We start from the raw sequence: 14,365 nt of genomic DNA on the forward strand, positions 1-14,365 counted from the left end.
CTGTGCAGAAAAGGTATACTAGTAGTAGCATTATTAACCTGTATACCTCTGCTCTATGACCTACCAACCTACAAGCCTGCAATCATTTGATGCTGTTCAATTTCGTCATCAGCTACATAAACATCCGGAATTGTCTGAATGCGAGTTCAATACCGCTGAAACCCTTGTCAACCAGCTTAAAGCGTTTGGTCTGAAGCCGGAGAAAGGCATTGGAGGTAATGGTATCGTCTGTGTGATAGACAGTGGTAAAGAGGGGGAAACTACCCTGCTCAGAGCCGATTTCGACGCCCTGCCGATACAGGAAAAAGCACACCATGACCATGTTTCAGAAACTGACGGCGTAATGCATGCCTGTGGCCATGACGGGCATACCAGCTCAATGATGCTGGTCGCTAAACACTTTGCTGAGCATGGTATTAAACTGGGCAAACTTATCCTGCTTTTTCAGCCGGCGGAAGAGACAGGCACAGGTGCTGCCGCCATGCTGCGTAACCCTCTGCTAAAAGAGCTCTCCATCGATTCTGTATTTGCCTACCATAACCTTCCCGGCGAACCACTTGGCAGAATAGTGCTTAAGTCCGGCACTTTTGCCTGCGCCTCAACCGGTGTCGCCATTGAGTTTCAAGGCAAAACCTCTCATGCCGCCCGCCCCGAAAACGGCCTGAGTCCGGCAAATGTTATGATGGAAACCTCGGCTTACCTGCAGTCAATGCCGGCACACTACCCTGAAGCCTTCAGTCTGGTCACCCTTGTTCACGCAAGACTGGGCGAAGAAGCCTTTGGGGTTGCTCCCGGCTACGCTAAGGTAATGGCTACATTAAGAAGCGACTGCAATATAACGTTTAGCAAGATGAAGAGTGATCTGCAGCAGATGCTGGCTAAACTGGAGATGGATAGCGGAATTTCCGTCACTCTTAAATGGGATGAACCTTTTAATGCGGCGGTAAACTCAGCTGAACATGTGGCTATCGTCGCTGAACAGGCGGAAAAACTAGGAATGGACGTAAAAACACTGGCAGAGCCGATACGTTGGTCAGAGGATTTTTCTGAATTTCTGATGAAATGGCCCGGCGCACTGTTTTGTATCGGTAGCGGAGAGTCTCACCCGCAACTACACAACCCGGACTATGACTTCCCTGATGAGGTTCTGGAAAAGGCAAGCTCTCTGTTTATCGCAATAGCAGAGAGCCTGCACGGTAGCAATTAAGCCTCGATCAGCAGAATCCGGCTCTCATAAGGTTTAAGCTCAAGCTTGTGCTCTGAGCAGCTTTCCACAGGGTAGTTGCTCAGCAGACATCTCGCATTAGTCATATCCAGATGCTCAGGGAGCTCTGCCGTCACTGTCTCGCCGTAGTAGTTGTTTATACAGATAAGGGTCTGATTTTTATCACTACGGGAATAGCAGAACAACTGTGGATGTTGCGGCATTAAATCCTGATAATCGCCTGTAGTAATCACCGGGATCTGTTTTCTTAGTTCAATCAGCTTCTGATAGAAATAGAACACAGAATCGGGATCATCAACGGCAAAAGCTGCGTTTACCTGATCATAATTGCCCGCGACTTCTAACCACGGTTTACCCTTAGTAAATCCAGCATTGGTCTCACTGTTCCACTGCATAGGTGCACGCGAGTTATCGCGCGACTTCTGCGCCAGAATCTCCAGCATCTCTTCACGGCTTACGCCCTGCTGATTGACCATAATGTCGTACATATTGGTACTTTCAACATCCTGATACTGGCTGATATCAGTGTACCCCGGGTTGGTCATACCTATCTCTTCACCCTGATAGATATATGGCGTGCCCTGCATCATATGTACTGACGCCCCAAGCATTTTCGCTGACTCAACTCTGTAGTTTTTGTCATCACCCAACCGGCTTACCACCCGCGGCTGATCATGGTTACACCAGAACAGTGCTCCCCAGCCCACGCCGTTCAGGCCTGTCTGCCAGTGATTAAAAATCTGTTTTAGCTGCAGGAAGTCAAATGGTGCTTTGGTCCATTTATCTCCGTTAGTGTAATCCACCTTCAGATGGTAGAAGTTAAATACCATAGAGAGCTCGCTGTTATCCAGCGCAGAGTACTTCTGACAATGTTCTAGTGTTGTAGAAGACATCTCACCCACAGTGACCGAACCATACTTCTGGAAAACCGCTTCGCTGATCTCCCGAAGATACTCGTGTACCCGCGGGCCGTCTGTATAAAAACGACGTCCGTCACCAATGTCGTCACTGTTAAAGTGCTGCTGCTTGGAGATTAGGTTAATCACATCCAGACGGAAACCATCAACGCCTTTCTCAGCCCAGAAACTGATAATCTGTTTTACTTCTTCGCGAACTTCAGGGTTTTCCCAGTTAAGGTCTGCCTGCTCTTCAGCAAACAGGTGAAGATAATATTGGCCTGTTTTCTCATCCAGTTTCCACGCGTTTCCGCCAAATTTAGACTGCCAGTTATTCGGCGCCTGTCCGTCGATAGGATCTTTCCAGATATAGTAGTCCCGGTAAGGGCTGTTACTGTTACCTAAAGCATCTTTAAACCACTTATGTTCTGTTGAAGTGTGGTTTACTACGATATCCATAATGATACGGATACCCTTCTGATGTGCTGCTGCCAGCAGTTCATCAAAATCGTCCATGGTGCCAAAATCAGGATTAATTGCGTAGTAGTCAGAAATATCGTAACCATTGTCTATCATAGGTGACTCATAAACCGGAGTCAGCCAGATAGCCTCTATACCCAACAGCTTAAGATAGTCCAGCTTGGAAATAATACCGCGAATATCGCCTGTTCCCTTACTGCCGCTATCACAAAAGCTCTTTGGATAGATCTGATAGATGGTCGCCGTTTTCCACCATGCCTGATCAATATCACTCATGTTAATTCTCTCGCCGTTTTCTTACCGAAATAGATGGTTTTTACTGATATAGATAGAGTGGCCAAAAGGGCCACTCAAAATAGAAATGTGTTCTGAATTAAGCGTTAGCTACTGTCAGCTCGCCCTTCATCTGCGCACGCTTGTAGAAGAACAGTGTCAGCGCAGCAGGTAGCAGAATGGCAACCAGCATAGCGATAGCAAAGATAGTCCAGTACTGTGGCTGAATAGACAGGATACCCGGCAGACCACCTACACCGATACCATTGGCCATAACACCGGCACTACCACAAATTGCTGCGGCAACAGCTGAACCAACCATAGCGCTTAGCATAGGGAACTTATACTTGAGGTTAATACCGTACATAGCAGGCTCTGTTACACCAAGGTAAGCTGAGATAGCAGCCGGAACAGAGATGTCGCGCTCGCCTTCTTTACGGCTAATGATGATGATACCAACGACAGCTGATGCCTGAGCAATGTTTGACAGAGCAATCAGAGGCCAGATTGGTGTACCACCCAGTTCCTGCATAAGCTGAAGGTCAACGGCGTTAGTTGTGTGGTGAACACCGGTAATAACCAGAGGAGCGTAGAAGAAACCAAACACCATAGCACCAAGAATAGCGAACTCACCTGTCATTGCCGCTTTAGCAGCGAATGCAACGCCATCACCGATTACACGGCCGAAAGGACCAATCAGTGCGTGGGCAAGAACAACGGAAACAATGATAGAAACGAAAGGTACAACAACCAGATACAGGTAAGAAGGTACAATACGCTTCAGGTTGGTTTCAATAAATGCCAACGCAACACCCGCTAACATAGCCGGAATAACCTGAGCCTGATAACCCACTTTCTCAATGACAAACAGGCCGAAGTCCCACGCTTCAGGAACCTGTTTACCAATCATATAAGCGTTCATCAGCTGAGGAGAAACCAGAGTGACACCTAGCGTGATACCCAGAATCGGCGTACCGCCAAGTTTCTTAACCGTAGACCAGCAAACACCCACCGGCAGGAAGAAGAAGATCGCTTCACCGATCAGCCACAGGAAGGAGTGAACTGTTGCCCAGAACTGACTGATTTGAGTCAGTGTCTGGCCGTCAAACATTCTGATATCGCCGATAACGTTACGGAAACCGAGGATCAGACCACCGGTAATGATGGCAGGAAGAAGAGGAACAAAAATTTCGGCTAAATGGGAGATGCCTCTTTCCAGAATGTTCATGTTCTGACGGGCAGCTTGTTTTGCTTCATCTTTTGAAGCAGATTTTTTCTCTGCCATTTCGATAAGAAGTTTATAAACTTCATCTACTTCTGTACCGATTACTACCTGAAACTGACCGGCATTAGTAAAGCAACCTTTTACTAAGCTCAGTTTTTCTAACGCTTTAACATCAGCTGCATCAGTATCGTTCAGAACAAAACGCAGACGTGTCAGACAGTGACTGACACTAGCGATATTATCTTTTCCACCGACCAGCTCAATAAGACGTGCAATGTCTTGTTTTGCAATCTTACTCATAATTCTCACCCGTTATTGCTAGGGGCTGCTTACCTTTCACATTCGGGAAAGGTCAATAGCTCCTAAATTTAAGTTTACACCATCCAACTTAGATGGCATTAAAATGGGAACAGTCCCAAAAACTGTTATTATAATGCACTAAATAAACAAACACAGAAATGGGAACAGTCCCATTAATTGAACAAGATCACAGCATTTTTGATAAAACAATTAAAAACAACGGATTAATTTAAGGGAATTTTGCTTAGGTTAACTGACTGGTTGCTGGGTTAAATGCTGCTCTTCAGATTCGCCGGACAGCTGCTTAATCAACAAGTTAGCCGCGGTATAGCCCGCCTGCTGGTAACCGGGATCAACACTGTAAGTGTTGGGGAACAGGAAAGAGAGCATTGAATTACCACCGACACCAGTTACAAGTACATCTTCACGCCCTAACTCCTGCAGGCGCTTAATGACACCTAGAGCGAGTGTGTCACTGGCACAGGCAATAGCCTGAACATCAGTACTAAGTACCTTTTCAACAAGGGCATAGCCGCTTTCATGACTTAACTGGCCGGTCTGATAATTGGCTTCTACCTGATTGACTTTACACCAGGCCAGATAAGCATTCAGACGAGCCTCGCCCGTGGTTTTATCCTGAGGGTCAACACCAATATAGGCGATACGATTAATCTCTTTCTGACGGAGATGGTTTAAAGATTTTTCGATAACACCGGCGTTATCATAGTTAATGGACGAGACCCCCTGCATCGGCATGGCAATCACCACCATACGGTCTTTCCAGCTCAGCAAACTTTCCGTATCACAGCCGGTAAAACCGAACACTATCACGCCATCAACATTGCGTTTTTTCAGGACATTCAGGTGCTCATTGGTTTTGTCAGCGTTGAACTGGCTCTCCATAATCACCACATCATAACCGGCAGAATAGAGGCAATCGAGAATACTGCTGACGGCACGGTTTTCTGAAGGCGAATCAAGACGGGAGATAATCACACCAATCACCTTCTGACTGCCGCCACGCATAGACTGGGCAGATTTAGAAGGCACATAGCCCGACTCACTAATCACCTTCTCTACCTTTTCACGGGTTTCAGGTTTTACCTTAGGGTCATTAGTCAGCACCCTGGACACCGTCGACTTCCCGACCCCGGCCAGCCTTGCTATATCATGAATGGTGAGTTTCTTATCCATACTGTCAGTTCAGCTATAAAGTGAAGATAATAGGCAAAAGTTAACGACTTGCGGCAATATAATCAGGTACATCAGCAATACTGTTTAGCACAGTAGTCGCCAGCTGTTCACCCTTCTCCGTTACCGGTTTGCCTGTTCTGACCAGAATTTTAGTACCGACTCCGGCCGCTTCAGCAGCCATCATATCTTCTGCCTTATCGCCGACCATCACTGAGTTTTGCATATCAATTTTCAGGAAATCTCGGGCAGAGATAAACATTCCCGGTTTAGGCTTACGGCAGTTACACTCCTGCTTATACTCACCAATACCGTGTTCAGCGTGATGCAGGCAGTAGTAAATTCCGTCAAACTCTACGCCGTTATCGATAAAGTTCCAGTCCATCCACTCAGTAAGAGAAAGAAAGCGTTCTTCACTAAACATGCCTCTGGCGACACCAGACTGGTTAGTAACCAACACCAACAGATAGCCCATTTCCTTCAGTTTTTTGGTCGCTTCAAATACGCCCTCAATAAATTCGAAGTCGTGCTCATCATGGACATAACCGTGATCGACATTAATAACACCATCACGATCTAAAAATACAGCAGGTTTGTTCAAGGCTCTTTCCCCGGGTTGGATTTAAGCGGTAATTATTACACGCTTTGCTTTTTATAGCACTACGCAAACACCGCTATTGAGCACATATCAACCAGAGCCAAATAACTATTTTTCCAATGAAAGATCTCAAAAACATAGCTCATTTCAAATAGCTATATAGAAATATATACATTTAGACGTCTAGACGTAAAAATATCTATTGACAGAATCCGGAACAGACAATAGCATCTCCTATCAAGTGAGACGAAGTTCAAAATTTTATTCTATTGTTTAGCAAAACAGGTTTAACAAATGATTGAGATCAACAAAGTTAACAAGGTTTTCTATCAGGGCGACAAAGCGATAAATGCTCTGAAAGAGATCAACCTGACCATTCCACAGGGACAGATCTTTGGTGTTATCGGTTCATCCGGTGCAGGCAAGAGCACTCTGATCCGCTGTGTGAACATGCTGGAAGCGCCAACTTCCGGTCAGGTTATAGTTGATGGTGTTGATCTGACCACTCTGTCTCAATCAGAGCTTTGTCAGGCCAGACGCAATATCGGCATGATTTTTCAGCACTTCAACCTGCTTTCATCCCGTACGGTTTTTGACAACGTCGCCCTGCCCCTTGAATTAGCAGGTCAGGCAAAACAAGCCATTGAACAAAAAGTTACTGAACTTCTCTCTCTGGTTGGTCTGGCGGACAAGAAAGAGAGCTATCCGGCAAACCTGAGTGGCGGCCAGAAACAGCGAGTCGCTATTGCAAGGGCTCTTGCTTCAGATCCTAAAGTACTGCTTTGTGATGAAGCCACCAGCGCCCTCGACCCGGCAACAACTCAGTCAATTCTGCAGCTGCTGAAAGAGATCAACCGCAAACTGAACATCACAATCTTACTTATCACCCACGAAATGGATGTGGTGAAAAGCATTTGTCATCAGGTTGCCATTATCGGTAACGGTGAACTGGTTGAGAAAGGCACGGTCGGTGAAATTTTTGCCCACCCTAAAACAGAGCTGGCTCATCAATTTATCCGCTCAACTCTGGATCTCTCCATTCCGGAAGACTACAGAGAGCGGCTACAACAAGAAAGGAGTGAAGGAAGCTACCCTCTTGTACGCCTTGAGTTTACCGGCGAAACCGTGGACGCCCCTCTGGTCAGCCAGATTTCCAGAAAATTCAATATCGATATCAGCATACTGAGCTCTGATCTCGATTACGCCGGCGGAGTTAAGTTCGGCATGATGGTGGCAGAACTGTTTGGTAGTGAAAAAGACGATCAGGCAGCAATCGACTTCCTTAAGCAGCACAAAGTTAAAGTAGAGGTACTGGGTTATGTCCATTAATACAATCACTGAATGGCTGAGCCTGAACAGCAAACTTCTTTTGGGCGCGACAGGAGAAACCCTCTATATGGTAGCGGTTTCCGGTCTGGTTGGCTTTGCCATTGGTATTCCTCTTGGCGTGATTCTGCATATCAGCAAAAAAGGTGGTCTTGCGGAAAACCCTAAGCTGAACGCTTCTCTGGGTGCCATTGTCAATGTCGGCCGCTCTGTACCATTTCTGGTTCTTATGGTTGCCATTATTCCGGTAACTAAGCTGTTGGTGGGTACTTTTATCGGCACAACTGCCGCCATTGTTCCCCTCACTATCGGTGCGATTCCTTTTGTAGCCCGCCTGATTGAAGGCGCATTACTGGAAGTTCCGTCTGGTCTTGTAGAGGCAGCGCAGTCTATGGGAGCAACGCCAACTCAGATTATTACCAAGGTATTACTGCCGGAAGCACTACCAACCATAGTGAACTCGGTAACTATCACGCTAGTAACCCTTGTCAGCTATTCCGCTATGGCCGGTACCGTTGGTGGTGGTGGTCTGGGAGACGTTGCTATCCGCTATGGCTTCCACCGTTATGACGTGGTGATTATGGCCGTCACCGTGGTGATGCTTATTATTTTAGTTCAAATTATTCAATCACTTGGCGATGCCGTTGTTCGCCGGGTAGACCACAGATAAACCAAAGCTGTTGCTACAGACGAGATAAAACAGCTCAAAATTATACAGGAGATATCAAGATGAAATTTAGCCTTAAGAAACTACTGGCCGTAACCACCGCCGCTTCCGCCCTTATCCTTGCCGGTTGCGGAGAGAAACAAGCTGACACAAGTAAAATCAAAGTAGGTGTCATGGCTGGTGCCGAAGCACAGGTTGCTGAGATTGCCGCTAAAGTAGCAAAAGAGAAGTACAACCTGGATGTTGAGCTGGTGACTTTCACAGACTATGTTACACCGAATGCTGCACTGGATGATGGCTCAGTTGATATCAACGCATTCCAGCACAAGCCATACCTTGATCAGCAAATTGTTGACCGTGGCTACAAGCTGTCAATCGCAGGTAACTCTTTTGTCTATCCGATTGCCGGTTACTCTAAGCAGGTTAAATCTGTTGATGAAATCGCTAACGACGCACGTATCTCAGTACCAAATGATCCGACAAACCTTGGCCGTGCTCTTTTGCTTCTTGAGCAACAAGGTCTGATTAAGCTACGTGACAATGTCGGCCTGCAGGGTACCGTTCGTGATATCGTAGAAAACCCGAAAAACATCACTATTGTTGAACTGGATGCCGCTCAGCTTCCACGTTCTCTTGACGACGTGGCTCTGTCTATCATCAACACAACTTACGCAAGCAGCATTGACCTGACTCCTCAGAAAGACGGTATCTTTGTTGAAGATAAAGAGTCTCCGTATGTAAACCTGATCGTTGCCCGCGAAGAGAATGTTAATGCTGAAAACGTACAGAATTTTGTTAAGGCATACCAGACTGAAGATGTTTATAACGCGGCATCTGACATCTTTAAAGGCGGCGTAGTTAAAGGCTGGTAATCTCCTCCTTTTACAGTAACCGCCCATAATGAAAAAAGCCGCTAACCCGGCTTTTTTCATTTCTGTACTAAACGCGGGTTAAAACCATAGCTTGCGTTCAAAGTTGGATTTGCTACACTGCGTGGCGAACAAATTCTAGATATTAGTCGGGGAGCTAAGGTTTTTACCCAGAGTAAAAGCCCCAAGCTGAGACCAGTAAAATGGGACCCGTTGAACCTGATGCAGTTAATACTGACGTAGGGAACTAATAGCGATGCCTCATCTGACCATGCTTTGATCTCTTAAGCATTCTCCGTTTTCAGGCAGCTGTTTTTCCTATACGTCCATGTTTAGGAAAAGACTATGACAGCGAATCACTCCACACCCATTGTTCTCACAATTGCAGGCTCTGACAGCGGCGGCGGTGCCGGTATTCAGGCCGATATTAAAGCCATTTCAGCCACCGGAAGTTATGCCTGTTCTGTTATTACTGCTCTGACAGCGCAAAATACCCTTGGAGTAGACGGCATTTATCCCGTTGATGCAGACTTTGTCTCTCAGCAATTAGATTCGGTTTTTTCCGATCTGGCAATCTCTGCTGTCAAAGTAGGTATGCTGGCTGATTCTGAAGTAATCTGCGCAGTGGCAGCAAAGCTAAGACAGTACCAGCCACAACATCTGGTGCTAGACCCTGTTATGGTGGCCACCAGCGGAGATCTACTTCTTCAGCAATCGGCTATTGAAACTCTTAAGTCAGAACTATTACCACTGGCATCAGTGATTACCCCTAACCTTCCCGAAGCAGCAGCACTTACCGGTTCGCCCCTGCCTCAGACAGAAGCAGAAATGAGAACTCTGACGGACAAACTCAGAGAACTTGATACCCGCTCAGTCCTGCTAAAAGGTGGCCACCTTGAGAACGAATCAGATAGTACAGATCTACTGATACAAGCCAATACAGTTAGCCGCCTTAGCCAAAAACGAATAAACACCCAAAACACTCATGGCACCGGTTGTACCCTTTCGTCGGCTATCGCCAGTTACCTGGCACAAGGCCAGTCACTGCAACAGGCCGTTCAGTCAGGTAAAGAGTACATATCACAGGCCATAGCCCACGCCGACCAACTCAATATCGGCCAGGGTCACGGGCCGGTACATCACTTTTTTGCCAGCCAGAACAATGGATAGCCGCACCATGATCAATCCTGTGCAGATTGATATCCGCCGGGCAGAACTAAGCTATGCCGACAGCCAATATCCGGTATTCAGCAAACTGGATATGCAGATCTTTCAGGGGCAATGGAACTGTATTCTGGGCAGAAGTGGCTGTGGCAAGTCCAGCCTGCTGCGATATCTGGCCGGACTGTTATCTGACAAAGTGAACTTCTGCGGTGATGTTATCTGGCATTCGGAAAACAGCAGCCAGGTTGCTTATATGGCGCAGCAGGATTTGCTGATGCCGTGGCTGTCGGTGATAGATAATGTCTGCCTTAGCCTGATATTCACTACACCTGACGATGCTCAACTAGCGAAGCAAAAAGCCCTGTCACTGATTGACGCTGTTGGCCTGTCAGAGCACGCAGAAAAACTTCCTCATCAACTCTCCGGCGGAATGCGACAGAGGGCAGCTTTGGCAAGAACCCTGATGCAGGATAAGCCTGTTATTCTGATGGATGAGCCCTTCTCAGCATTAGATGCAGTGACACGCTATAAGCTGCAAAACCTCTCTGCACGCCTGCTGAAAAATAAGACAGTAATCCTGATCACCCATGATCCACAGGAAGCACTCAGGCTCGGTAACCATATCTATATTATGACCGGCCAGCCGGCCAGCGCAGTTAAGCTCCCTTCACCTCAGGGCGCTATCCCGCGAAATATGGATGCCTCTCTTGCTGTTGCGCAGCAGGAGATTATTCAGACGCTGGAGAAAGACTATGTCTGAGCTGACACACACTCAAAAACGTAAAAAGCAAACACAACAATCATCTGCTTATCTGGCTGCTACTAAAAGCAGTAAGCGCGGATTTCATCTGATAACAACCGTAATAGTGTTACTTATTGTCTGGCAGTTAATTGTCACGTTGCTTGAGCTGCCTGCTTTTATTCTGCCCTCTCCGGCAGCCGTGCTTAGCAAGCTATACCAGAGATACGACGTTTTGCTGGCACATACACTGGTGACAGCAAAAGAGATACTGCTTGGTTTAGCTCTCGGGCTAACTTGCGGGCTGTTTTTTGCCTTACAGATGTTGCTGTTTAAGCCGGTAAAACGCTGGTTGCTTCCGCTGCTGATTGCCAGTCAGGCCATCCCTGTATTTGCCATTGCACCGGTACTGATGCTCTGGCTCGGCTACGGTATCGCCTCAAAAGTAGTAATGGCGGCTTTAATCATCTTCTTTCCCGTGACCACCTGCTGCTACGACGGTTTACGCTCTACGCCGTCCGGCTATCTGGATCTGGCCAGAACCATGTCCGCCTCTAAGTGGCAACAACTGCGCTATATCAGGTTACCAGCCGCACTGCCTGCTCTCGCATCCGGTATCCGGGTTGCTGTGGTGGTTGCTCCTATAGGTGCGGTAGTCGGCGAGTGGGTCGGTTCCAGTGAAGGTCTGGGATACCTGATGTTACAAGCCAACGCCCGCATGATGATTGATGAGATGTTTGCCGCACTGCTGCTGTTGGCCAGCTTCTCTATCGCCCTCTATTTTTTCACCGATCGATTACTTAAAAGAGCTATCCCATGGCAGCTCTGAATCTAAATAAAAAACAACAAAAGGAATACCATATGAAAACGAATTTCAGCCACTCAGTGTCTGTTAAAGCACGGCTAAAAAGAGGCCTTATCGGCCTGATTGCTGCCGGACTTTCCCTGCCCTCTCTGGCAGAGGAAAAATCCCTAACCCTGATGCTGGACTGGTTTGTAAACCCTAACCATGGCCCTATCGTTATCGCCCAGCAAAAAGGCTACTTTGCTCAGCAAGGCTTAGAAATTAACGTTCAGGAGCCGGCTGATCCAAGCCTGCCGGCTAAACTGGTAGCTGCTGATAAAGTTGACTTAGCTATCTCTTACCAGACCAGCCTGACCATTGATGCCGCAGCTGGCTTGCCGCTAGTGCGTGCATCGACACTGATCTCTACTCCTCTGAACACCCTTATGGTGCTGGATAACGGCAAGATTAACTCGCTGGCGGATCTGAAGGGAAAAAAAGTGGGAATCGCTATCGCGGGTAACGAAGAAGCCACTATTGGAACCATGCTTAGCTCCGCCGGGCTGGAGTACAAAGATGTAGAGATAATCAATGTAGGCTGGGCACTCTCCTCTTCTCTGGCATCAGGTAAAGTTGATGCTATCTGGGGTGGTTTCAGAAACTTTGAAACAAACCAGCTAGCCATTGAAGGCTACAAGTCCAAGGCATTCTTCCCTGAAGAGCACGGTGTTCCTTCTTATGATGAACTTGTGGTAGTCGCCAATGGTAAAAACTACGATGCTGAAGCCATTGCCAAGTTTAATACTGCACTAGAGCAGGCAACCACGTATATCGTCAATCATCCTGAGCAATCCTGGCAGGAGTTTATCGCTTACTCTCCGGACACACTGAACAACGATCTTAACCACAGAGCGTGGAAGGACACCCTTACCCGCTTTGCCCTGAGACCATCGGCCATCGACCTGAAAAGATACGACGCCTTCACCCAGTTTATGTTTGAGCACAAGATTATTGACTCTAAGCCAGATTCAAAATCTCTTCTGCCGTCACTGTAACCGGGGAAATCAAATTGAATCATCAGGACTTAATACAAGCTTGTCTGCCTGAATGGCAGGCGTATACCCAACATAAGTTTGTCAGGCAACTGGCGGGCGGGGAGCTCTGCCAGCAAGCCTATCTTCATTACCTGAAGCAGGATTTTCTGTTTCTGAAGCAGTATTCGCGGGCATTTGCACTGGCCATCTATAAAACTCAATCTCTTGAGGAGATGCGCATGAGCCTTGCTCCTTTGCAGGCACTGCTCAGTGAAGAGATAGCCCATCATGTCAGCTACTGCGAAAAGCTGGGGATAACGGAACAGGAGATGGAGCAGGAAGCAGAAGCGTTCGGCACCGTTGCTTACACCCGTTATGTGCTGGACACAGGAATGAGCGGCGATCTGACCGACCTCTATGTGGCACTGGCTCCGTGCTCTATCGGCTATGCCGAGATAGGAGCGCAACTGGCTTCAGATAAACAGACCTGCCGTGACAATAACCCTTATCAAAGCTGGATAGATATGTATAGCGGGCAGGAGTTTCAGTCGGGCGCAGAAACCAGCATACATCAACTAAATAACCGGTTAAGAGCAATAGATGCGGACAGTGAACAAGGGCGCAGGCTTTGCGACATATTCCGCACCGCAACACGAATGGAAATCGCCTTCTGGCAACAGGGGCTGGATGCAGCGAAATCATAAAAGGAACAGCACAATGCAAGATAAAACAGAATATCAGAACAAGCTTACTACTTTTCTCAACAGTGTAAGAGAACAAAAACCATTAGTAGTCAACATCACCAACTACGTAGTAATGAACAATACCGCCAACGCGCTGCTGGCTGTCGGAGCCTCCCCGATAATGGCTCATAGCCAACAGGAAATGGTAGAAATGATGAGTTTTGCCGGTGCACTGGTTATCAATATAGGCACCCTAGACAGTGTCTGGACTCCCCGGATGGAGTACGCCGTTGAACAAGCCAATAAAAACGGCAAGCTGGTTGTACTTGATCCTGTCGGCTGCGGGGCGAGTAGCCTGCGAACAGAAACGGCCAGAAAACTGGCAACAGCAGCAGAAAAACTGATTATTCGTGGTAATGCTTCTGAAATCATCGCTCTGGCCGGAGAGCAGGCTCAGAGCAAAGGCGTTGATGCACTGGACTCAAGTGAGCAGGCTCTGGGTGCAGCCCGCTATCTGGTAGCCGAACATAACTGCAGTGTAGTTATCTCAGGTTCTACCGACTATGTAGTAACAGAAAAAGAGACCATTTCTCTGTCAAACGGCAGCGCCATGATGCCTTATGTCACCGGAATGGGCTGCTCTCATACCGCCCTTACCGGCGCCTTCGCCGCAGCGGGAGACAACAGCGGTTTTGCTGCTACGGCAGTACTTGGCGTTGCAGGAAATTGCTGCCGAAAAATCTCAGGGGCCGGGAAGCCTGCAACTAAACCTGCTAGATGCCCTCTACCAGCTTGATGAAGAGACTCTGCTAAAGCGGGTGCAATTCGACCTTCTCTAAAGTCATAACCTCACAGGCGGCAGGCTCTATAAATCCGCCGCCTGTAACAATGAATCAGAATTTAGCCGACAG

General features: G+C 47.5%; 13 protein-coding genes, 1 pseudogene and 1 riboswitch. Of the genes and pseudogenes, 10 read left to right on the forward strand and 4 right to left on the reverse strand.

Annotation, left to right across the window (positions count from 1 at the left end):
• Positions 1–55 precede the first annotated feature (55 nt).
• On the forward strand, positions 56–1,207 hold the full coding sequence (locus tag PK654_RS11965) for an amidohydrolase (protein WP_271696004.1): 1,152 nt from the start codon (positions 56–58) through the stop codon (positions 1,205–1,207).
• On the opposite strand, the gene treC is transcribed toward PK654_RS11965, so the two are convergent.
• From treC to gmhB, 4 genes are all read right to left on the reverse strand, one after another.
• The gene (gene treC / locus PK654_RS11970; protein WP_443088710.1) at positions 1,204–2,877 is read right to left on the reverse strand and encodes an alpha,alpha-phosphotrehalase; all 1,674 of its coding nucleotides are present in this window, start codon (positions 2,875–2,877) and stop codon (positions 1,204–1,206) included. The two genes, PK654_RS11965 and treC, sit on opposite strands and share 4 nt — an antisense overlap.
• Before the next feature lie 97 nt (positions 2,878–2,974).
• Complete coding sequence (gene treB / locus PK654_RS11975) at positions 2,975–4,399, reverse strand: PTS trehalose transporter subunit IIBC (RefSeq protein ID WP_271696005.1); 1,425 nt, start codon at positions 4,397–4,399, stop codon at positions 2,975–2,977.
• Positions 4,400–4,648: 249 nt separating this feature from the next.
• Positions 4,649–5,593 (reverse strand): trehalose operon repressor TreR, encoded by a 945-nt coding sequence (gene treR / locus PK654_RS11980; protein ID WP_271696006.1) that lies wholly within the window; start codon positions 5,591–5,593, stop codon positions 4,649–4,651.
• A gap of 40 nt (positions 5,594–5,633) precedes the next feature.
• Positions 5,634–6,191 (reverse strand): D-glycero-beta-D-manno-heptose 1,7-bisphosphate 7-phosphatase, encoded by a 558-nt coding sequence (gmhB, locus tag PK654_RS11985; RefSeq protein ID WP_271696007.1) that lies wholly within the window; start codon positions 6,189–6,191, stop codon positions 5,634–5,636.
• A 291-nt stretch (positions 6,192–6,482) separates the two neighbouring features.
• Between gmhB and metN the strand changes: the two genes are divergently transcribed.
• The 9 genes and pseudogenes from metN to thiM all read left to right on the forward strand — a co-directional run bounded on the left by metN (position 6,483) and on the right by thiM (position 14,293).
• A complete protein-coding gene (metN, locus tag PK654_RS11990; RefSeq protein ID WP_271696008.1) occupies positions 6,483–7,517 on the forward strand; it encodes a methionine ABC transporter ATP-binding protein MetN in 1,035 nt (344 codons plus the stop codon).
• Positions 7,507–8,184: a methionine ABC transporter permease gene (locus tag PK654_RS11995; protein WP_271696009.1), complete on the forward strand. Its 678-nt coding sequence runs from the start codon at positions 7,507–7,509 to the stop codon at positions 8,182–8,184. Before metN ends, PK654_RS11995 begins: the two co-directional genes overlap by 11 nt.
• Positions 8,185–8,243: 59 nt before the next feature.
• The gene (locus PK654_RS12000) at positions 8,244–9,053 is read left to right on the forward strand and encodes a MetQ/NlpA family lipoprotein (RefSeq protein ID WP_271696010.1); all 810 of its coding nucleotides are present in this window, start codon (positions 8,244–8,246) and stop codon (positions 9,051–9,053) included.
• A gap of 137 nt (positions 9,054–9,190) precedes the next feature.
• A riboswitch (TPP riboswitch) is annotated at positions 9,191–9,313 on the forward strand.
• Between the two features lie 82 nt (positions 9,314–9,395).
• Complete coding sequence (gene thiD, locus PK654_RS12005) at positions 9,396–10,220, forward strand: bifunctional hydroxymethylpyrimidine kinase/phosphomethylpyrimidine kinase (RefSeq protein WP_271696011.1); 825 nt, start codon at positions 9,396–9,398, stop codon at positions 10,218–10,220.
• A 7-nt stretch (positions 10,221–10,227) separates the two neighbouring features.
• Positions 10,228–10,974 (forward strand): ABC transporter ATP-binding protein, encoded by a 747-nt coding sequence (locus tag PK654_RS12010; RefSeq protein WP_271698869.1) that lies wholly within the window; start codon positions 10,228–10,230, stop codon positions 10,972–10,974.
• 52 nt (positions 10,975–11,026) lie between these two features.
• Positions 11,027–11,782, forward strand: coding sequence for an ABC transporter permease (locus tag PK654_RS12015; protein WP_443088746.1), 756 nt, complete (start codon positions 11,027–11,029; stop codon positions 11,780–11,782).
• A 32-nt stretch (positions 11,783–11,814) separates the two neighbouring features.
• Positions 11,815–12,792, forward strand: coding sequence for an ABC transporter substrate-binding protein (locus PK654_RS12020; RefSeq protein ID WP_271696012.1), 978 nt, complete (start codon positions 11,815–11,817; stop codon positions 12,790–12,792).
• 14 nt (positions 12,793–12,806) lie between these two features.
• Positions 12,807–13,475: a thiaminase II gene (gene tenA, locus PK654_RS12025; RefSeq protein WP_271696013.1), complete on the forward strand. Its 669-nt coding sequence runs from the start codon at positions 12,807–12,809 to the stop codon at positions 13,473–13,475.
• 13 nt (positions 13,476–13,488) lie between these two features.
• Positions 13,489–14,293 (forward strand): annotated as a pseudogene (thiM, locus tag PK654_RS12030) (hydroxyethylthiazole kinase).
• Positions 14,294–14,365: the final 72 nt, after the last annotated feature.

The organism is Vibrio sp. SCSIO 43137 (assembly GCF_028201475.1).
In the GTDB taxonomy this organism is placed as follows: Bacteria; Pseudomonadota; Gammaproteobacteria; order Enterobacterales; family Vibrionaceae; genus Vibrio.